This is a genomic window from Nostoc sp. PA-18-2419, assembly GCF_005869855.1.
GTDB lineage: Bacteria > Cyanobacteriota > Cyanobacteriia > Cyanobacteriales > Nostocaceae > Nostoc.
This window is the reverse complement of the sequence record NZ_SZNH01000020.1, coordinates 16,309-37,934: the sequence shown is the minus strand read 5'-3', so window position 1 is coordinate 37,934 and position 21,626 is coordinate 16,309. Positions and strand designations below refer to the sequence as shown.

The following is a 21,626-nucleotide window of genomic DNA, read 5'->3' as shown; positions in this document are numbered from 1 at the left end:
TCTATACTATACCTGAAAATTCAAAAAAATATAACTTACTTAAGTATCTTGAAACCTCAATTATCAACAATTATATTTTTCTGGATAAATTAAATGAAAATAGGTTATTTTTTAGCTGATTTAAGTTTAGAGAATGGTGGTGTTGCTCCATATTCTTGGCGAATACTAGAAATTTTATTAAGCGAAAGTAAATCCCAAAAAATTGAAATTTTAGTTTTATGTTCTGCTGAATTAGAGAAACAATGTCTGAATTTAATTACTAAATATCAAGCTAAAGCTAAACCATATATAATTCCACTAAAATTTCATTTTTTGGATACATTAGTTAGTCGATATACTAACCTTTTATCTCAAATATTACTTATATTTAATCTTCCTACTCAAGTAGTTAAATATTTTAATCCCTCTTTTATTTGGTTTGCATCCCTAGATATTGACTTACTTCATGTACCTTACCAGATTTCACCATCCTATGATTTACGATATCCATTAGTCATAACTATGCATGATGTTCAAGAACTACACTATCCGGAATTTTTTACTCCTCAAGAACGAATTTGGAGAGCAGAGCATTATTGGAAATCATTAGAAATATCCAGTAAAGTTGTTGTTTCATTTAATCATGTGAAAGAAGATTTGATTAAATATTTTCGATTAGATAAGAATAAAGTTCACGTTTCACCGTTACCTTATCAGAAGATGTATTTGCAGCCACCTACATCGGAAGAACAATTTACTTATGAAACTAAATATAGTAATTTAGATATTTTTTTGCTTTATCCTGCCCAAACTTGGCAGCATAAAAATCATTTATCTTTAATCAAAGCAGTGGAATATATTAAAGATAAGTTTGGTATAGTCATACATATTGTATGTACTGGAAAGAAAAATTCAAGTTTTTTTCCTGTAATAGAAGAATATTTAAAAACATCTGGAGTTGCCGAGCAAATCCATTTTTTGGATATTGTGCCTGAAACTGAACTATATTGGCTATATAAAAACTGCTCGCTAGTTGTGATTCCATCATTATATGAAGCAGGATGCCTTCCACTTCTAGAGGCTATGTCTTTGGAAGTTCCAGTTATATGTTCTTCTGTAACTTCTCTTCCAGAAACTATTGGAGATTTACGTTTTACTTTCGAGCCATTTAATATTAATCAAATGGCAAACTTAATTTTACAGATGATAGAGAACTTAGATTTCCGCATGGATAACATAGTAAATAGTAAAAATCAAATTCAAAAACTTCACCAAATTGATTCTGCTGGTGAGTTAATTAAAGTTTATCAGGAGGTTTTATCTACTAATAGCAGAATTCAGAAGTCTTGAAGAAGAATGCACAAGTAAAATAGGGTTTCTACCTGGCTTTGAAGTGAAACTTGTGTACTTCACGTTTGTTGAAATCTGCTGTAATTTCTACCTAAATCTTCAGACTATCTACAGGTTATTTCGCTATTGGCTCTTTAATCAAAGGTTAAATATGAGTTAAAACCCCTTATGAAAAAAGCTCTGATTACTGGCTTAACCGGACAAGACGGCTCTTATCTTGCTGAATTTCTTTTATCACAAGGCTATCAAGTATATGGTTTAGTCCGCCGTTCTAGCACAAGCAACCTAGAACGTATTACTCATTTTTCAGACAACATTCAAATTGTATCCGGCGACCTTCTTGACCAATCATCCCTGATGGATGTAATGAATGAGTGCCAACCCGATGAAGTTTATAACTTAGCTTCCCAAAGTTACGTTCCGATTTCTTGGACACAACCAACCCTGACAGCTGAGTACACAGCTGTTGGTGTCTCGCGCCTTTTAGAATCCATTCGTCGCTGTAAACCGAATGCTAGATTCTACCAAGCTTCTAGTAGTGAAGTCTTTGGTCAACCCGACGAGTCACCCCAAACTGAACGGACTGCCTTCCGTCCTCGTAACCCTTACGGTGTTGCCAAAGCTTACGCTCATTGGATGACTGTCAATTATCGCCAAAAGTACAACCTCTATGCTTGCTGTGGTATTACTTACACTCACGAATCCCCTCGACGTGGTACGGAATTTGTATTTCGCAAAGTTACACAAGCAGCAGCCCAAATTAAACTCGGTTTAGTAAACACACTGAAATTAGGTAATCTAGAGGCTCGTCGTGACTGGTGCTATGCCAAGGATGTTGTTTACGCTATGTGGTTGATGTTACAGCAAGAGCAGTCAGACGATTACATTATTGCCAGCGGAGAAACTCACTCTGTTAGAGAACTTGTTGAGTATGCGTTTAATTGCGTTGGATTAAATTGGCAAAATTATGTTTTTGTCGATCCTGCTTTTTATCGACCTGATGAACCCATACAATTGATTGGTTGCATTGATAAAATTAAAACTCAGATAACTTGGCAACCTCAATACTCCTTTAAACAATTAATCGAGTTAATGGTTGATTATGAGTTGAAAAAATTGACTAATAATTATTAATTTATAATTCCTATTCTCTGTAAGTAAATTGACAAGAAACTTGCCCTTGAAAGTTATTCCCGATTTCCCACTCCCTACTCGCTATTTTCAAAGCGGCCTAATCGAATAAACTCGTGATTAGTATTTTCAGACATCAAGCTAATCTGAAGAATGCCATCACGAGTCACAAAAAGTAGTTACTTACTTAGGGGGTTGAGGAATTGCTAGTGGCTACTGCCTCGTTTAAGACTAACTCTGGTTGTGGTGTCTCCTCTTCCTCTGGCAAGCCGTAAATTGACCTGTATAATTTCACGTATTGCTTAGCAGATTGATACCAACTAAAGTCTTGACTCATACCCCGTTTTTGTAGTTCTTGCCATTGGGGTTTGAAACGGAAGCCTTCCCAGGCCCGAATCATACAGGTGAAAAGGTCTAGCGGTTCGTAGCGGTCAAAGCAGTAACCGGTGCCTGCTGCATTTTCAGGGTCGTGATGTGATACAGTGTCAACTAATCCACCTGTGCGGCGGACAATGGGAACGGAACCATAACGCAAAGCCATCATTTGGCTGATACCGCAAGGTTCAAAACGGCTAGGCATTAAGAAGGCATCGGTGCCTGCATAGATGCGACGGGACAAGGCATCATTATAGAGTAAATAAGTTGCCATGCGTCCGGGAAAACGTGATGCTAATTGCCACATCTGAGTTTCATAGTAGCGATCGCCTGTTCCTAACAGTATAAACTGTGCATCTGTGTAAGAAAGAAAGCGATCAAGAATTTGCAATATTAAATCAATGCCTTTTTGTTCTACTAATCGTGTAACAATCCCAATTAAAAAAGCTTTAGAGTTTACTTCTAATCCAACTTCTTCTTGCAAAGCAATTTTATCAGCCTTTCGTTTATCTAGAGTATCAGCAGTAAATGTTTGGGCAATGTATTTGTCATTTTCTGGATTATAAACTTCAACATCAATCCCATTGATAATCCCAGATAATTTACCGCTAATAAAAGACAACAAACCTTCTAATGTTTCACCATAAGTAGGTGTCTTAATTTGCTCAGCATAAGTGGGCGAAACTGTATTTACCTTATTGGCAAATTGCACCGCTGCTGCCATTGTATTGTGTCCTTGCATATACCAAGGACACCAAGTAATTTTTTCTAAATACCAACGCCACGGTCCTTGATAAGCTAAGTTATGAATAGTAAAGACAGTGGTGATATCAGGATCTTGGTGCATCCACACAGGAATCATTCCCGTATGCCAATCGTGGCAGTGCATAATATCTGGCTTCCAATAATTCCAGGCAAACTCTGCTGCACCATTGGCAAACAAGGTGAACCGCCAGTCTTCATCTTCTCCTGAGTAAATGCGGCGGGGCATGAAGGCAGGATGTCCAAATAAGTATAAGGGAACATCAGTACCAGGCAAAACGGCTTCGTAGACTGCAAAGTGCTGGAACATGGCATCTCCCCACCAAATAGGTTCTTGGGGAATCTCCATTTTGTCTGGCAAGAAGCCGTAGTAAGGCATAAATATCCGCACATCATGCCCCATTGCTCTCAAGAATTTGGGCAATGCGCCAACAACGTCGCCCATTCCGCCTACTTTCGCAATCGGTGCTGCCTCTGCTGCAACAAATAGTATCCGCATGGTAAATTTTGTTTCCCCGGTTGTGGCTATACAGTTATGAGTTATCAGTTCTCAGTTCTTGGCTCTGGCTACTGATTACTGCTCACTGATTACTTATCTAATCACATCCGCTTATGCAATTGCTCAGGAACCCCGCCCAATCACCGTAAAAATTTCTGCTAAAATTTCTTGCGCTCCTTTTTCCCGCAACAGATGTGCTAGTTGCGTGCCTAATGCTTCGGCATTGTTGGCTTCTCCAACGACAGTATCTTTTACCAGCTTTTGACCATCTACACTGGCAACTATACCTGTTAGAGTCAATTGCTCGCTAGAGATTTCTGTATTTACACCAATAGGTACTTGACAGCCGCCCTCTAAATCACGCAAAAAAGCTCGTTCGGCCAAACAGCGATCGCGTGTTTGGGGATGTTCGATCGCTTTGAGTAGCGATATTAATTCGCTATCATCTGCACGGCATTCTATCCCCAATGCGCCTTGTCCAACGGCGTGGAGAGAGATTTCTGCAGGTAGGATTTGATGAATGCGATCGCTCATTTCCAATCGCTCTAACCCAGCTGCTGCTAAAATCAAGGCGTCATATTCACCTGCATCAAGTTTTGCCAAGCGTGTAATCAAGTTTCCTCGGACATCTTTAAAACTAAAGTGGGGGAATCGATGGCGTAACTGTGCTAACCGCCGCAGAGAAGATGTGCCGATGACTGCACCTTCTGGTAAAGTCTCGATTTGTTTATCTTTGTGCTTTTCATGCACTACTAATGCATCGGCTGGGTTTTCCCGTTCGGTAATTGCTGCCAGTGTTAACCCTTCTGGTAACTGAGTCGGCAAATCCTTGAGGGAATGAACTGCAAAGTCAATCTCCCTGTTGAGCATTCCTAACTCTAGTTCTTTAGTAAAAAGTCCTTTATCGCCAATCTTGGCTAATGCTACATCCAAGATTTTGTCGCCTTGGGTAGACATGGTGTGAACTTCAAAAGTGATATCAGGAAAGCTTTTCTTAAGTTGCTCTTGTACCCAGTAGGTTTGAACTAGAGCAAGTTGGCTTTTGCGTGAACCGATACGAATCGTGCGTGGGGGACTAGAAACAACTGGAGTCATAAAACAATATATCAAACCAGGGGATAATTTCACTCTCATCTAGACTACCGTAGTCAGTGACTCGTACTAATTTTGGATTTTAGATTTGGCTATTTGGATTACAATTCTTTACTTTGTAAACTACCCTAAGTTGGGCTGAGGTGATATTAGCAGCTAAAGTGTAGTAAATATTACATATAATTTTGCTAATGAGATTGGGCGATCGCTATAGTAGAGAGACACACTAACCTATGTGCGATCGTAGAAAGTTACAGCTTTCGGATTTATTACCAAAAGTTGGGGAGCGAGCATATTAAGTAGGGTTATATCAAGTGATCGCTTTTATGAATATTTATAAATGACCATAATGTAAAAATGCACAAACTTCTAATATTCCATAATGAAAAACTTTTACGCCGTGCGCTGACTCACCGTTCTTATGTTCATGAAAACCCAGGGGAAGGCGAACATAACGAACGCCTAGAATTTCTTGGCGATGCTTTGCTGAATTTTTTAAGTGGTGAATATCTCTATCGCCGTCATCCAGAAAAGGGAGAAGATGAATTAACGCGGCGGCGTTCTGCATTGGTAGATGAAAAACAACTGGCAAAGTTTGCTATTGAGGTAAATTTAGACTTGAGAATGCGGTTAGGAAGAGGCGCAATTCTAGACGGAGGTTACCAAAATCCTAATTTACTTAGCAGCACATTTGAAGCTGTTCTTGGTGCGTATTATCTAGATAATAATTCAGATATAGAAGCAGTTCGTGGAATTATAGAACCACTGTTTGATTCTGTACCGGAACAAATTGTTGTTTCTCGCTCTAATGTAGACTCAAAAAATCGCTTTCAAGAATGGGTGCAACGCAATGTTACCCAAACTCCTCCTAAATATTTCACACTCCAAACAGGTGGTTTGTCTCATGCACCAGAGTTCGTAGCCAAAGTGCTTGTAGGTGAAAAAATTTACGGCGAAGGTAAGGGACGTAATAAAAAAGATGCTGAGAAAGCTGCTGCTGAAGATGCGTTAATTAAATTGAAAGAACAAGGGTTAGTGTAGAGATGATTTGTCAGAATTCAGAACTCACAAGATAAAAAAATACAAATATTTCTTGGTTGGCTTGAGCAACTGAAGTTTAGACTAAACTAAACTCCAGTCACTCAGGTAGCTAATTGGTGTTTCTTCCCTTTGCACGGGTTAGGCTAGGGAGATGTCAAAACTCAAATGAAATCGTCCCTTGCACCGTCAACGGGTCACCATAAAAAACTCGATACCTATTGAAAGAAGTTTCAAAGTAATCGACATCAAATAGATTCCGAAAATTAAGGGCAGCGCGAAACCTGTTGCGCTTGTAAAAAATTGCCGCATCCGTCCGCAGATAGCTGGGTAGTTGAAAAGTATTCAATGTATCCCCTTGTCGTTCTCCGACAAAGAATAATCCCACGCCAGCCCCGAACCCTTGCAAACTACCCCGTTGAAATTCATAGCTTGTCCACAGGTTAAAGGTATTTTCAGGAACAGCACGAAAACGAAGACCCACAGGAAGCGTGTTGTCCTCAGTGACTTTTGCATCGGTGTAGGCATAGCCAGTAATAATGTTCCATCCTGGCAGAATTTCGCCTTGAAAGGTGAGTTCAATACCTCGGCTTTTCTGTTCACCTGTTTGGATAGAAAAGCCAGGATTGTCTGGATCGTCTGTTAAAACATTGGAACGAGTCAGATCATAAAGAGCAAGCGTCGCCGCTAGTCGGCTATTCAAGTCTGCCTTGACTCCAACTTCATATTGGGTACCGCGTTCCGGTTGAAAAGCATCGCCACGAAAGCCAATGCCAAGCGTTGGGGTAAAAGAGCGACTGTAGCTGGCATAGAGTGAGATGGGCTGAATCGGCTGATAGACAATGCCCACACGAGGGCTAAAGGCATTGCCAGACTGCTTGGTTTCTGTATCCGCGAGCCGATCCTCTTCCGTTTGTCGAAACAGATCGAAGCGTCCGCCCAGCAGCAGTTTCAAATTTTCAGCCAGGGTGATCTGGTCTTGTATATAAATACCCAGTGCGTCTGTTTTGTCAACAATATCATATTCGAAAGTCACATCACCAAGCGGCTGACCATAGATAGGATTGAATAAATCAATAGGAGATGCTTCGCGATTAAATCCAATAAAGGGGAATTCCTGTCTAGTGAAATTAATGCCTGTGATCAATTGATGACGAATGCGACCCGTAGAAAACTGACCCACAACATAGGTGTCAGAGTTAAAAGATCTACTCTTACCACTCCTAGCCCCACCTCCAAATTCTCGGCTCAGAGTTCGATTATCGCTAGCTAAGGCAGTGCCGTACGTAAATCTCCTGGGTGCTTGAATTTGTAGGAATCGAAAGGCATTTCGGATCTGCCAATTGTCGCTAAACCGATGTTCAAGATCATAGCCGACTCGTGTCGTATACAAACTTTCTGTGTCATCTGGCTCACCCACATAGCGGTTACGGGGTATTTTTCCATTGGGATTTGGCAACACAGTTCCTATCGCTGGGAGACCATAGGATTGGTCAGAAGATTGGGGTTTAGCAAGATATTCAAAGGCTAGAGTTAGTTTGGTACGATCGCTAATCTGCCAACTAAGAGTGGGTGCCACAAAATATTGTTGTCCCTCGAAGAAATCAAAGAAACTTTCTGTTGTTTGAGCTGCCAGGTTGAGTCGGTACAGTACGGTTTTGCTGATATTGAGCGGTCCCGAAAGGTCAATTGCACCGCGATAAAAGTTAAAACTACCTGCTGACGCTTCCACCGCGTAGTAGGGTTGACTCAAGGGCTGCTTGGTGACATAGTTCACCGATCCTCCTGGCGCAGCTTGACCATAGAGAACAGAGGCAGGTCCCTTAAGCACTTCAATCCGTTCGATCCCTGCTGCATCAAAGCCAAGTACCCCCCCCGAACTTTCGCTCAACCCATTCCTCAAAACATTGTCGCCAGAATTAAAACCTCGGAGGAGAACAGATGACTCGAACAGTGATCTGCCAGTATTTGCAAATCCTGCACCCGTTACATTTCTGAGGGCTTCAACCACGTTATTGACGTTTTGATCTCGTAGCACCTGCTGAGGTATCACCTGAATCGATTGGGGAATATCGCGTAGGGGTGTGTCGGTTCGTGTGCCCACACTAGCAACTGGTACACGATATCCATCTTGCTCACCCGTCACGACTAATTCAATCGGCTCATCTGCTTGTGCCGATGGTGTTTGACTCGCTGGCTGCTGTTGTTGGGGCTGCTGTGGTGGAGAAGTCGCAATTGCAGCAGAAGTTATACCAAAAACTAGACCTGCATTATCATCAAATAACTCAACTTTTGGTAAAGCCTTTTCACCCACAACTGTGACTCGCACAGTATTTGCATCTATATTTATAACTGTTATTTCTGTAATTCCCGCAAGTGGCTTATCTGAACGAAATGTAAAAGCATCCCCATTAGGTAAGCGCAATTGTCCACCAGATACATCTGCAATAAAATTGCTGCCAGCACTGCGATTTGTCACTTGCAATTGAGTCCCAAGCGGGGTTTCTAAAATTACCTCCACACCTTGGGAAGTGGAATTAGCTTTCACCCCTGTAATTGGTACAACATCCCTCTGTTTCTCCTCTGGTGAAGCTGCGACATAAGGAGGGTTAGTCAGCGTGGGCGACTGCACCAATAAATATTCTGCGCTGGTGAGAGGGATTTTTAACTCGCTCAGTTGTCGGATTTTTCGATGACCACTACCCTGCTTCAAAACAGAAGCTTGTTGAGTATTATTCTCAATTTTAACCTGTGCTGCAACTCTTTGAGTTAATAGAGTAGTGATCGTCCCTACCAAAGTTAATGCGAGCAAATAGATATTCAACTGCCAACTTTTCATTCCACTCCCCACACAATTTTAATTAAAAAATTTATTGCAGATATTTATTAATTGCAATGAAGCTTAGTGTAGAGTGGCACTTGCAGTCGTGTCTATTGCAAAACTGCAATTAGAAATCGTAAAACTGCATTAGACTGCGAAAATATTCTTTTTCCCAGACAAACATTCACTAGGTGTAATCCCAAATTTTCTTTTGAAAACAGCAGCAAAGCTTGCTGGCTGGGAATAACCAATCAAATTGGCAACTTCAGCAATACTCAGCTGACCAGAGCGTAAAAGTTGCTCTGCTTGTTTCATCCGTAGCTGTGTGAGATAACCAAACACTGTTGTACCAAATAGTTCTCGAAACCCATAATGCAAAGTGCGCTCGCTCACCCCTACGAGTCGCGCTAATTCTAATATCGATGGCGGGTTTTCCAAACGAGAGAGCAAAATTTCCCTAGCGTGATAAATGCAAGCGATCGTTGTATTCTTTAATCGTGGCGATGGTTGCACTTGAGCTTGTTCAGCTATAAAGGGGTCAAGTTGCAACGCCACGAACTCTAGCACCTTACCCTGTAAATACAGACGCTTCGTCATCCCGTGGTAGGGACAGTCAAAGATTTGCTGTGCCACTGTCTGGATTGCTGTTGTGGTTTTTGGGTAGACCAATGTCTGCCACTCGTTAGCTTTTGCCAAAAAACGTAGTTGTGGTGGAATTTCTCCGTCTCCTGTTGAGAAAAAGGTTGCCAACAACTCAGGAGGCATACACAAGCCAATACCTACTTGTGGTGATTGCGAATCCAAACAAATCATCTTTCGTTGAATGCCGCCACCTGAAATGAGTGTGTATCCTTCTCCTAATTGCCCACCATTTTCCTGTCTAATTATTCCTGAAAGAAGAACCGCAAATTGCAAAGGGTGAACCGATTCATTATCGGTTTTAGTCAGTATGTCATCGTAGTATTCGTGGTTCCCAATTCCCAGCCACACTTGGGGATACACTTCAATATCTTGCACATATCCTTTGCCCAGTTGTTGAGGTACTTGACAATAGAATTCAAATGGTTCTGATGGATTTTGCAGGCTATTTTGTCTAGCTTGTGCCCAAAGGTCTGTTTCCTGTTCCGCCGTTAGGGTAATGGTCATAGTTGATGACTGGTAGATAAGTTGTTACGCATTTATAACCGTAGTCAGATAAGTTATGAAATATAGTAAACATGAATGATAGGAATAGTAATAGTTCTACCTCCTGTCTGCTGCCTTGTCTTCGATACGCTACGCGAACTGCCTCCTGCCTTCTTCTATAACTTGTAGATTTACCCGATGACTAATGACTCTGGGTTTTGCTGGATGTTCATTTCAGCTTCTGCCCATAGTTCCTGGCTCTCTTTCTCCGTCAGGGTAATGGTCATGATGATTAATAAGAAAAATTATCAACAATTGCAAACGCAAACGACTAATGACAAATGACATTTCTCACATTTTCACTTCTAATGGCAAAACTACAGTGAAAGTGGAACCAACTCCCACTTCAGAAACTAAGTTAATTTCACCTTGCAGTAGTTTCACCAAGCGCGAAACTATTGCTAATCCTAATCCCGTACTATTAGGAAGGTAAGGACGATCGCTAGCACTAACACGAAAATAAGGTTCAAATACCTTGGCTTGATTTTCTAGTGCAATACCAACTCCAGTATCAGAAACTGCGATCGCCCATCTTTGTTTCTCCAATACTTGACACATTACAATAATAGTTCCCGACTCTGTATAGCGAATCGCATTACTAATAAGATTTGTGACAATCTGTTGCAATTGAAAAGAATCTGTAAACAATTCTTCAGGAGCGTGTTGGTAATCTACTAGAAGTTGTAAATTTTTCTCAATAGCTAAAGGTTCCAACATTTGACAGACATTATTAATTAGTTCAGACACATTAGTAGGTGCTAGTTGGAGTTTTATCTGTCCTGCGTCATACCGCGAAAGTTCCAATACATCATTGATTAACTGAAGTAATTGTCTACCATTTCGTAGCACCCGCTCAATATGTTCTAAATTGGTATAGTTGTCTTTTATCCGGGACTTTTTCCGTTGTTGGCGTAAAAATAAATCCGAGTAACCAATAATTGAAGTTAACGGATGTTTTAATTCGTGGGCTAGTTGGGAAATATACTCTTGATTGGTACTAATTAAGCGCGTGAGTTCGTGATTGTGCAGCGTTAATGACATCTGTAACTGCCTCAATTCTCGCAAGCGTTCTTGAACATAACTTTTGAAACACCGAGCGCTCGCTTCATCTACAATAGCGTCAATCAAACGCATAGAACGAATTATCTCTGACGGTGTTACTTTTAGTAAATCTCGCTGAATAGTGTCAAATATTACTGTTCTTAAAAGATGATATTCTCTAGCAATTTCTGTTGGTTCAAAACCTTGTTCGGCTCGAATTGTTCCATGCTCAAAACTGGCAATAACTACCGACTGAATATCATTATCTTCAGATTTTGAAAGCACAGTTACCATTGCTTTCAAAACATTAGGAATATGATTTTTAATTGCTATATAGGATAAATCATCAGCACTTTTAATCTGCTGATCTTTACGAACTGCTGTCACCCATTTATCTAGGATGATATCAGTTTTTTCAGCCAGGAATTGACTAAAATCCATTATCTTAAATTCAGCTACCAGACAGATGAGTAAATTTCTATATGCAATTAGTTTAGCGAGTGGAGCCAGTAACTACCACAATTTTTTATAAGATTAACCTACCAAAAGTAATAAATTTTATCTATTGTGGTGTTGGCGTAGCCAGCCGTAGGTATTGCTCGATTCACTCCCCGTATATAAAAATTTTAAAGTATAATATATGTTATCTTCATAAAGATTATCTAGCAAAAAACAATCTTGATGCTTGACTCAACTATTTTTGTTTCCTTGAGTGTGCAATGAGTTTACTCATCAAATAACTAGATTGACAAAACATATCAAATTTATTAATTACGCAAAAACCATGTAAATTGCTGAGAGAAAAGTATGAAAAAATACTAATTCTAAAATAGATGACTTTTACAGAGCATCAATGTTATAGTCTTTATATCGAACTTATATTGTGCGTAATTTCGTATTTATTAGAGTAAGTCAGCTTAATCCAGCGCATTAAAGTGCATAAAGCTGGAGCGGAGGAACCAAATTGTGGGGCGTATCTTGGAGAAAGTTAGCAGTTAAGAGTGATGAGTTAAATAAAGTTTATTAACTCCTGACTGATAACTCAGAACATTCTTCAGAAGGGCATCTCTCAGCCCTAGCCCGTCAGCTAACTTCGTAGGCATTGAGAGGAGACTGAAGAGACGGTATTTTTTAACGTTCCGATCTCATCAGTGTCCAAGGCTGGTACTGCTCGGTTTTTTGTACCTGCACTTAAATCTGTTGAGGTCGTGAATGATTTTTCAACTAAATATAGCAGCGATCGCGGCGATCGCTGGACAAGCTGCTTGGAAAAAAGCAAAACCTGTCATCTCTAAAGATGTTTTCTTTTTACCTGTATTGGGTTTTTTAGGAATAATTTTGCTGTGGTGGATTGTTGCACTTGCCAACCACGAATTAATGCCCACCCCACCAGAAGCACTATCAGCTAATCTAGACTACATCTTAAATCCCTTCTATGAGCGAGGCCCCGGCAACTTAGGAATTGGTTGGTTATTAATAGCAAGTCTGCGAAGAGTAATACTCGGCTTTTTGCTTGGTGCAGTAGTAGCCATACCTCTAGGGTTTCTCATTGGTATGTCCAGACAGGCAATGCTAGCGCTTAATCCGATCATTCAAATTTTTAAACCTGTATCTCCTCTAGCTTGGTTGCCCATTGCCCTAGCTATTTTCAATTTAGCCGACCCTTCAGCTATTTTTGTTATCTTTATTACTTCCTTATGGCCGACAATTATTAATACCGCCTTAGGAGTTTCTAGCGTTCCCAAAGATTATTTGAATGTGGCACAAGTGTTAGAAATGCCACGTTGGCGGCAGATTATAAAAATAATTTGGCCTGCAAGTTTACCCTATATTTTTACAGGTTTGCGAATTAGTTTAGGCATCGCTTGGCTAGTAATTGTTGCCGTAGAAATGCTCACAGGCGGTATTGGCATCGGCTTTTTCGTCTGGGATGAATGGAGTCGCTTAAACCTTAGTTCAGTCTTCCTAGCCGTATTTGTAATTGGCTTAACCGGATTAATTCTTGATTACGCCCTCGGCAAAATCCAAGAATTAGTAACTCGTCGCCCCACAAATCTAGCTAATTAAAATTCTCTTCAAAATACCAAAACTCTGATTTAGTCTGCGCCTTTCTGCCCTCGTGTGTAAGCAATTAATCATCAAATTTTAGCTTTAAAATTTGGAACTTTGGATTGAATAATTCAAAAATGATTGAAAAAAACATTCATCCATGAAGTCAATCTAAAATCTCAAATCCCAAATCCCAAATTTAGCCATCAATAGAACCACAAAAATGGGCGATTGTAACTATACCCGACGAAACTTTATTAAAGGAATAGGGGCAACCACAGCCGGAATAGCTTTATCCTCCTGTGCAATTTCAGGAGATAGATCCGCCAAAGGACTAACACAAGAAGCCTTAGCTGTGCAACCAGTAGTTAAATCCAGCGATTTAGAAAAACCCAATCTTACCGTTGGATACGTTCCTGTAAATGATTGTGCACCATTTGCGATCGCCTGGAAAAAAGGCTTCTTCCGCAAATATGGTTTGAACGTCACCCTCAACCGGGAAGCCAGTTGGGCTACCTCCCGTGACGGCGTAATTTTTGGTCGCTTGGATGCTTCACCTGTAGTATCCGGCGCTGTTACCAACGCCAGAATTGGTGCCGAAGGCGCACGCCACGCCCCCTTGTGTGCAGCCATGACCATTCACCGTCACGGTAACGCCATGACTATGAACAAAGCCATGTGGGATTCTGGGCTGCGTCCGTGGTACGAGTACCAAGAAAAATATGGCGATGGTGCATTAGAAGCCTTTGGCAAAGATTTTCGAGGCTACTTCGACCGACAGCCACCAGAAGGCAAAGTTTGGGCAGTGGTGCTGAGTTCCGCCATTTACGAATACTTTGTCCGTTACCTATCTGCCGCTGCTGGCGTCGATCCGCTCAATGAGTTTCGCATCATCATCGTTCCGCCGCCCCAGATGGTGACAAACGTGCGAATTGGCGCTATGCAAGCTTACATGGTTGCAGAACCTTGGAACACAAGAGCAATTACAGGTAACGAAAACATCGGCTTTACCTTCGCCCAAGGCAAAGAAGTTTGGCTGGGACACCCAGACCGACTTTTGGGAGTAATGGAATCTTTCATCGAGAAATATCCTAAAACTTATCGTTCCCTCGTCAAAGCAATGATTGAAGCTTGCCAATATTGCAGTAAAGCCCAAAATCGCCAAGAAGTTGCTGAACTGCTGACAGACCGTTCATTTACAGGTGCAAAACCCAAAAACAAAGATGCCCCAATTGCGAAATTTACCAGTCCGGGCATTCTCGGTAACTATAACTATGGTGGGTTTGATGGCAAAGACCGCACCATTCAAGCTGCTGACACCACAATTTTCTTTGATATTCCAGACAACCTTCCCAAACAACCAGGAGAACACTCGACATTTTTATGGAGATCTAGAAGTCTTTGGTTGATGACTCAAGCAGCACGGTGGGGACAAATTAAAGCATTTCCTAAAGATGCCAACAAACTAGCCGAAAAAGGTTGGAGAACGGATTTATATCGAGAGATAGCAAATGAAATGGGCATTAAATGTCCTAAGGATGATTACAAAGTAGAACCACCAGAAGTATTTATAGATAAGAAAGGCTTTGATCCCAGCGATCCAGTGGGCTATCTGAATAGTTTTGCTATTAGGGCTAATGCTCCCACTCGTTTTTTCATGTCTTAAATACCTTCAAATATTGACTGACTGAATTATTGCCGGAGCATTTGATGATGGAATATACCTCATTACCTATTGATACTCAAAACGAAGTTATGCCCCGTTCTGGATTTTTAGAAGTTGAAAATTTAGTCAAGTATTATCCGACACCTGATAAAGATAATTTTGTGGTGTTAGATAAAGTTAATCTGACGATTGGTGAAGATGAATATATTTCTATAATTGGTCACTCTGGTTGTGGAAAATCAACCCTTTTGAAGATTATCGCTGGTTTAGAAAAAGCAACTTCTGGCTCAGTACGCTTAGATGGAAAAGAAATTCGCAAGCCTGGAGCAGAGCGGATGATGGTGTTTCAAAATTATGCATTGTTACCTTGGTTAACAGTGCGAGAAAATATCCGTTTAGCTGTGGATGAAGTGTTAAAAAATGCTAATCGTTCTGAAAAAATTAGCATTGTAAATCAACACTTGTCAATGGTAAACTTAACGGCGGCGGCTGATAAGTATCCTGATGAACTTTCTGGAGGTATGAAACAACGGGTAGGTATTGCTAGAGCATTAGCAATTCGTCCTAAAATGTTACTTATGGATGAACCTTTTGGAGCGTTAGATGCCCTCACTCGTGGAAAATTGCAGCGGCAAGTATTAGATATTTGGGAAAATCATCGCCAAGCAGTGATGATGGTTACCCACGATGTAGACGAAGCAATTTATATGTCTGATCGCATCGTATTAATGACCAACAGCCCTGCTGCTACTATCGGCGAGATTTTAGAAGTTCCTTTTGAGCATCCACGCGATCGCGCCGCCATGCGAAACTCAAAAGAATATTTTGAACTCCGCAATCACGCCTTGAATTTTCTCGATCAATATTTTACGCAACACGAGTAAACTAGATTATGATTTTTTTAGTGGGTAGCCTAATTCAAATTTATGAAAGCTGGATTTGAAGCGGAGGAACCATCTTGTGGGGCTAATCTCATAGAAAGCAAAGAGTTAATAATTATTAACATTAACTCAGCACTCAGTACTCAGTACTTTGAAGAGAGAGACACCTTCCAGTCTTAGCCCGTCAGCTAACTCCGTAGGCAATGGAAGGAACCCCCAAAACTTTGGCTGTAATACAGTTGTTATTGGGGTTTCCTCTACTGATTTTAAATTTTAGTCATTAGTTCTTTAGTCATTAGTCCTTGGTGATTTGCAAAGGACAAAGGACAAAGGACAAATGACAAGATTCCAAATTAGTCGCCCTGCTTCTCATTACTAATTCATTTCATTTGGAGAAGTAAAGCTGTGAAAATTAAGCCAATGTTAGCACGTCTGCAAAGTGCCGTAGGTCGAGATGATTTAATTGAACAAATGGTATTACTACCAGAACCTAAAAAACTGTTTTCTAAAGAATCTCCAGCAACAAATTCAGTTAACTTAATTGTTGCCTATGATGCTTCTCCTAACAGTCATACAGCATTGGACGTTGCCTTTTGGATTGCCCATCAAACGCGTTTAGCCACGAATACAGAAGTTACAGTTCAAGCTGTTTATGTATTAGAAGACAATCAAAGTAGCCACTATCCAAACATCTTGAATTTTCCTATACAACAGCCTTCATTAGAATGTCAGATTAGTGAAATATCAAAATCTGCCACACTCGTATTAACTCAACCCAAATTGCAGACAGCTATCACTCCCTTGCAAGAAGCAGATAGAATTCTTTGGCAAGCACGAAGTCTGGCGGAAGAATGGCAAGGTTCGTTTAAATCTCATTTGCGGTTTGGTTGCATTTCCACAGAACTTAAAAAAGTTGTGGAAATAGAAGCTGCCGACATACTATTTGTTGGTTGTAATTCTGTCAATCATCCCATAATTGAGGCACTAGGTTCTGATTTTCCTTGCCCCGTTTTGGGTATTCCTAGCTGTATTGATGAATAACCGCTGTTGAGAATTTAAATAATTTTTATCATTTTGTTGTCATAGACAAGTCACCTACACTTAGGTGGCTTTTTTCGCCACTATCCAATCATATAGATTTCTGGAGTTAGGGTGTAGAAAATTGGCAAGCTATCCTCAGCTTAATCACCAGAAAAATCCCCGACTTCTTTCACAAGTCAGGGATCTAAGTTTTCCAAAAGCTAATATCTGATGATGTGCAATACGTCACGCAGGAAGCTATAACCGATTAAATCCCAAAGTAAATAGAAAACAAAGCCAATCATCGCCAAGCGACCGTTCCAAATTTCCACTTGGGGAGTCCAGCCAAACAAAAAAGCATTGCGGTCTACGCCGTTATATTCTGGTGCAACGGCTGGTAAATCTGTAGATGGACGAGTTTCTCTAGTTGCCATTTTTTCCGCCAAAATTTTGCAAAATTTAGTAATTTTTTAGGCGTTTAAGCTTTAGTAGCTAATTAGCCGCAGTAGGTCACGTAGAACGCTATAACCTGCTAAATCCCAAAGTAAATAAGCAACAAAACCAATCATTGCAAAACGACCATTCCAAATTTCCGCTTGGGGAGTCCAGCCAAAGAGAAATTCATTGCGATCGCGGTTGTTGTAAGCTTTAGCAACAGGTGGTAAATCAGTAGATGAACGATTTTCCCGAGTTTCCATTCTTTTTCCTCTCAAATTCAACTGATTTTTAAGTTTTTAGATCCGCCCAAGTTGGATATTCTTTAGTGATTGGGCATTGGGAATTGGATATTAGCTTAATACAACTGACAAAGCAAAAAGGACAACAAACAAGCATTTTTTGTCCTTGATAACTCATTTGTTAACTTTAATGTAGCTATTTGTAATTAAGTTGCTTTCTGTCTGTAGACACAAACTCCAAGCACTTCTTGTGGGCGATAATTAGAAATATATTTTTTAGACAAATCAACCTTGGGGTGGTGATAGAAATAAATACTTCAATAACTTCGTTGCATTTGTCAGAAAACTGTAGCAATCGTATTTGAGTTGTAAATAAATATCAGTGTTGACTGTTGACTGTTGGCTGTTGACTATCAACTATTCACAGCATCAATATTTCGCTTTTTTATTGAAGACAACTATATAATTCCATCAAAATAATTGCGATAATGGCAACCCAAATTTGCCAAAATAATCATCTATATCTTAATAGCAACTACCAAGGTAATTAAAATTTCTACCAAGAGATAATAAAATTTATATCTTTCGCTGGATATACTTTTCAATCTTTGGAGAGATGCTTGAACCACCTAAATTCCATGATTCTGATCTAAAGAGTTAGGTATTGTTATAGTACAGTAGATAATTACTAAGAGTTACTTGTCAGGAAATTCTTAATCCGCCCAAAATTAAAACACTAAGACAAGGAAATACAATGTTTCAAAGTACGGAAATCATGCTGGGACTGTATAAGCCATTTTTGCGCGTGGCACAGGTTCCAGTAGATGCCTTAGCGATCGCGTCTTCCGGACCGCGCTTTTTTGTGGCTTTAATCTCTGGTGTGATTTTAGCCTTTGCTTTTCAATTAGTTCTAACTAATCTCTCAGTTGCAGCCGGTATTTCCTACCTCGGGCGTGCATCCGACTCAGATTCAAGTGGTGATGAAGTTGGAAGTTTGGGCGGCACTATTCGCAAAGTTGGCACAGCAGTAGGGATTTGGACGTTAGTTACTGTAACCATAGCCCTCTTAATTGCTTGTTTCCTGGCAGTGAAATTAAGCCTGTTGTTTTCAGATCCAGGAAAAGGGGCAATTCTTGGTTTAGTGATTTGGGCTGCATACTTTTCACTGCTATTTTGGGTCAGTTCCACCACTGTGGGTTCCTTGATTGGCTCGGTCGTAAATACGGCAACTTCTGGGTTCCAAGCGATTATGGGGACAGCTACCGCCGCACTGGGGGCAAAAGCTATTAATAACCAAGTTGTAGCGACCGCTGAAGCTGCCGCTGCTGCTGTACGTCGAGAACTAGGAAGCGGCATTGACCCAGTAAGTATCCGAGAAAACATTGAAGATTACTTAGAAAAGCTGCGTCCCCCAGAACTCGATTTATCGAAGATTCGTGGTGATTTTGAAAATTTACTCAACGATCCGCAAGTAAAAGCGATCGCCGCTAGTTCGGATTTGGGCAATATTGATCGCCAAAAGTTTATTGAGTTAGTCAGCAGTCGTACCGACCTTTCTAAAAAAGATGTTAGCCGCATCGCTGATACTTTATATAAAGTATGGCAACAGGTAGTAAGTAAACAAGTACCCAGTCAAGACAGTTTGGGTGAATTAATCCAATATCTCAAATCACTCCCACCCGGACAAACCAAGACGGATGAACTCAATGCTAAGCTGGATCGGTTAGTCACAGAAATGCGTAGTGACAAGCAATCTCAGCAAAAAGCCGCATCTGGGCCAATTCCAAATACACTGCAACAAGGACTCTCTGCTTTAACAGCCATAGTGTTGGGAAGGACTGATTTATCTGATTTTGATGTAGAGAAAATCTTGGGTAGCCTGACTACTGCTAAAGACAAGGTTACCGAACAAGCAGATAAGCTAGGTTTGCCCACACCATCCCAACCCTACAGTCCAATTCGGGCTGATGTGGAAAACTACTTGTTCAATACTTATGCTTGGCAACTGAGTCCAGAAAGAATTGCTCAGGAATTTCGCGATGTCATTTACGATCCAGCAGCCGATTCTGGAACAATCCGCAGGGAACTAGAGCGACTATCCCGCAACGATTTCATCAAAATTTTGCAACAGCGGGGACTACTTACCCAAACTCAAATTCACCGCATTGCAGACCGACTAGAAACTGTGCGCCAAGAAGTGCTAGTTACAGTCACAGCCGAACAAGAAAGAGAAATCGTCCAAGATTTGCAACGCCGACTTCATAGTTATTTGCTGGTTACTCCGAAAGCAGAATTGTCAGCCGAAGGCATTGAGCGGGATTTCAAATCACTGTTGCAAGATCCAGAGGCAGATTACGAAACCCTGTCACGACGACTGGCTCATATTCAACGCGAGCAAATGCGGGAGATATTGCTCGAACGTAGTGACATACAGTTATATGAAGTAGACAGCATTCTCGAAGACTTAGAAAGACAACGCGATCGCGCTTTAATTGAATCCAAAGGTCTGGCAGAACAAGCACAATATCAAGCAGAAACCCTGTGGTTGAATGTTGAATCATATCTGCGTAACACTGGCAAATCAGAATTGAATCCTGATGCCATCCGCGCCGATCTCAAAAAGTTATTAGACGATCCCGAAGCTGGAATTGCTGCGATTGGGGCGCGATTGTCTCGCTTTGACCGCGATACTCTGGTACAGTTGTTGAGTCAGCGAGAAGATTTAACTGAAGATCAAGTTAATCAAACTATCAATGCTGTTGAAGAATCGTGGCATAGTATCCGCCATGCACCCCAAGCCTTAGCAACCAAAGCTAAAGAGCAATACGACTCGGTGACCACCACCATCGCCGATTACCTCCGGAATACTGGTAAACAAGAGTTAAATCCAGAAGGTATTCAACGCGATTTGAATAGATTGTTTGAAAATCCCCAAGATGGAGCCATAGCGCTACGCGATCGCTTATCTCGGGTAGACCGAGATACACTGGTGAAATTGCTCAGTCAACGTCAAGACTTGAGCGAGCAACAAGTCAATGAAGTTATTGATTCTGTACAAAACTCGATTCGCAGCATTGTACGTGCGCCTCGTCGTTTAGCTACCAGAACACAGCAAAGAGTGGAAACATTCAAAGCTTATCTGGAAGATTATCTGCGGCAAACTGGGAAAGAAGAACTCAACCCAGAAGGTATCAAACGCGACTTACAACTACTGTTACACGATCCGCGAGTGGGGGTAGAAAGTTTTAGCGATCGCCTCGGCCAGTTTGACCGTTCTACGATCATCGCCCTGCTAAAAATTCGCGAAGACATGAGCGATGAAGAAGCAGCGCAGATTGCCGATAACATTGTCTCGGTTAGAGATCAATTTGTAGAACAAGTGCGGAGCATCCAACGAGGCATTCAAGATGCAATTGACGGGGTTTTTGGCCGCATCCGTAATTATCTTAACTCCTTGGATCGCCCAGAACTCAATTATGATAGTATCAAGCGCGATGTCCGCACCTTTTTTGAAGATCCCCAATCCGGGTTTGATGCTTTGCGCGATCGCCTGTCTTCTTTTGACCGTGATACACTAGTGGCAATTATGAGTTCTCGTGAAGACATTTCCGAGGAGGATGCCAACCGGATCGTCGATCAAATTGAACGGGCACGCAACACAGTATTACAACGTGCAGAACGCCTACAGCAAGAAGCCCAACGCCGCCTCGAAGAAGTGAAACATCAAGCACAGCGACAAGCAGAAGAAACCCGCAAAGCCGCAGCTACAGCAGCTTGGTGGATATTTGCCACAGCAGTAGTCTCCGGCGTTTTCTCAGCAGTGGGAGGAGCGATCGCTGTATCTCGCTAGTAAGTTTACAAGTTGTCTCCGCTAAATTTTGAGCCTCCCGATTAGGGAGGTTTTTTTATATTTGGTAATTGGGGAAGAGGTAATAGGTAATTGCCAAGAGGTGAACAGTTATGTTTTTCTTCCCCATTCCCCATTACCAACTTTCACGGATATCATAAGTATTCAATCGGACACGATATGATATAGTCCAAAACTGTTATAAAATACAAA

At 41.0% G+C, this 21,626-nt stretch carries 15 protein-coding genes and 2 riboswitches; of the genes, 8 read left to right on the top strand and 7 right to left on the bottom strand.

The window, feature by feature from the left end:
• Positions 1 to 93: 93 nt before the first annotated feature.
• Both FCR06_RS20065 and FCR06_RS20060 read left to right on the top strand, forming a co-directional pair.
• Positions 94 to 1,329 carry a glycosyltransferase family 4 protein gene (locus FCR06_RS20065; protein ID WP_138502824.1) on the top strand — a complete coding sequence of 412 codons (1,236 nt, stop codon included), beginning with the start codon at positions 94 to 96 and terminating at the stop codon, positions 1,327 to 1,329.
• Positions 1,330 to 1,497: 168 nt separating this feature from the next.
• Positions 1,498 to 2,463: a GDP-mannose 4,6-dehydratase gene (locus FCR06_RS20060; RefSeq protein WP_138502822.1), complete on the top strand. Its 966-nt coding sequence runs from the start codon at positions 1,498 to 1,500 to the stop codon at positions 2,461 to 2,463.
• Between the two features lie 184 nt (positions 2,464 to 2,647).
• Here the strand turns inward: FCR06_RS20060 and glgA are convergent, their stop codons facing one another.
• Together glgA and hemC are read right to left on the bottom strand one after the other, a co-directional pair.
• Positions 2,648 to 4,096 (bottom strand): glycogen synthase GlgA, encoded by a 1,449-nt coding sequence (glgA, locus tag FCR06_RS20055; RefSeq protein ID WP_138502820.1) that lies wholly within the window; start codon positions 4,094 to 4,096, stop codon positions 2,648 to 2,650.
• 123 nt (positions 4,097 to 4,219) lie between these two features.
• Positions 4,220 to 5,191, bottom strand: a complete 972-nt coding sequence (gene hemC, locus FCR06_RS20050) for a hydroxymethylbilane synthase (protein ID WP_138502818.1) — start codon at positions 5,189 to 5,191, stop codon at positions 4,220 to 4,222.
• A 354-nt stretch (positions 5,192 to 5,545) separates the two neighbouring features.
• On the opposite strand from hemC, the gene rnc reads away from it, so the two are divergent.
• On the top strand, positions 5,546 to 6,229 hold the full coding sequence (rnc, locus tag FCR06_RS20045) for a ribonuclease III (protein WP_138502816.1): 684 nt from the start codon (positions 5,546 to 5,548) through the stop codon (positions 6,227 to 6,229).
• 154 nt (positions 6,230 to 6,383) lie between these two features.
• Here rnc and FCR06_RS20040 read toward each other — a convergent pair whose 3' ends face one another.
• From FCR06_RS20040 to FCR06_RS20030, 3 genes are all read right to left on the bottom strand, one after another.
• Positions 6,384 to 9,065: a TonB-dependent siderophore receptor gene (locus FCR06_RS20040; protein ID WP_138502814.1), complete on the bottom strand. Its 2,682-nt coding sequence runs from the start codon at positions 9,063 to 9,065 to the stop codon at positions 6,384 to 6,386.
• A 129-nt stretch (positions 9,066 to 9,194) separates the two neighbouring features.
• Positions 9,195 to 10,193 carry a helix-turn-helix transcriptional regulator gene (locus tag FCR06_RS20035; protein ID WP_138502812.1) on the bottom strand — a complete coding sequence of 333 codons (999 nt, stop codon included), beginning with the start codon at positions 10,191 to 10,193 and terminating at the stop codon, positions 9,195 to 9,197.
• 330 nt (positions 10,194 to 10,523) lie between these two features.
• A complete protein-coding gene (locus FCR06_RS20030; protein WP_138502810.1) occupies positions 10,524 to 11,714 on the bottom strand; it encodes a sensor histidine kinase in 1,191 nt (396 codons plus the stop codon).
• 463 nt (positions 11,715 to 12,177) lie between these two features.
• A riboswitch (cyclic di-AMP (ydaO/yuaA leader) is annotated at positions 12,178 to 12,390 on the top strand.
• A 95-nt stretch (positions 12,391 to 12,485) separates the two neighbouring features.
• Here FCR06_RS20030 and ntrB point away from each other — a divergent pair.
• The 4 genes from ntrB (at position 12,486) to FCR06_RS20010 (ending at position 16,910) form a co-directional block, all read left to right on the top strand.
• Positions 12,486 to 13,340, top strand: a complete 855-nt coding sequence (gene ntrB / locus FCR06_RS20025; protein ID WP_189523501.1) for a nitrate ABC transporter permease — start codon at positions 12,486 to 12,488, stop codon at positions 13,338 to 13,340.
• Positions 13,341 to 13,545: 205 nt separating this feature from the next.
• Positions 13,546 to 14,988: an ABC transporter substrate-binding protein gene (locus tag FCR06_RS20020; RefSeq protein WP_138502808.1), complete on the top strand. Its 1,443-nt coding sequence runs from the start codon at positions 13,546 to 13,548 to the stop codon at positions 14,986 to 14,988.
• A gap of 47 nt (positions 14,989 to 15,035) precedes the next feature.
• The gene (locus FCR06_RS20015; RefSeq protein ID WP_138502950.1) at positions 15,036 to 15,872 is read left to right on the top strand and encodes an ABC transporter ATP-binding protein; all 837 of its coding nucleotides are present in this window, start codon (positions 15,036 to 15,038) and stop codon (positions 15,870 to 15,872) included.
• Positions 15,873 to 15,888: 16 nt separating this feature from the next.
• Positions 15,889 to 16,084, top strand: a riboswitch (cyclic di-AMP (ydaO/yuaA leader).
• Positions 16,085 to 16,289: 205 nt separating this feature from the next.
• Positions 16,290 to 16,910, top strand: coding sequence for a universal stress protein (locus FCR06_RS20010; protein WP_138502948.1), 621 nt, complete (start codon positions 16,290 to 16,292; stop codon positions 16,908 to 16,910).
• Between the two features lie 200 nt (positions 16,911 to 17,110).
• Here the strand turns inward: FCR06_RS20010 and FCR06_RS20005 are convergent, their stop codons facing one another.
• Positions 17,111 to 17,323, bottom strand: coding sequence for a chlorophyll a/b-binding protein (locus FCR06_RS20005; protein WP_138502806.1), 213 nt, complete (start codon positions 17,321 to 17,323; stop codon positions 17,111 to 17,113).
• Between the two features lie 51 nt (positions 17,324 to 17,374).
• Positions 17,375 to 17,587, bottom strand: a complete 213-nt coding sequence (locus FCR06_RS20000; protein WP_138502804.1) for a chlorophyll a/b-binding protein — start codon at positions 17,585 to 17,587, stop codon at positions 17,375 to 17,377.
• Between the two features lie 733 nt (positions 17,588 to 18,320).
• On the opposite strand from FCR06_RS20000, the gene FCR06_RS19995 reads away from it, so the two are divergent.
• Entirely contained in the window at positions 18,321 to 21,416 is a 3,096-nt protein-coding gene (locus FCR06_RS19995; protein ID WP_138502802.1) for an MFS transporter, read from the top strand.
• Positions 21,417 to 21,626 lie beyond the last annotated feature (210 nt).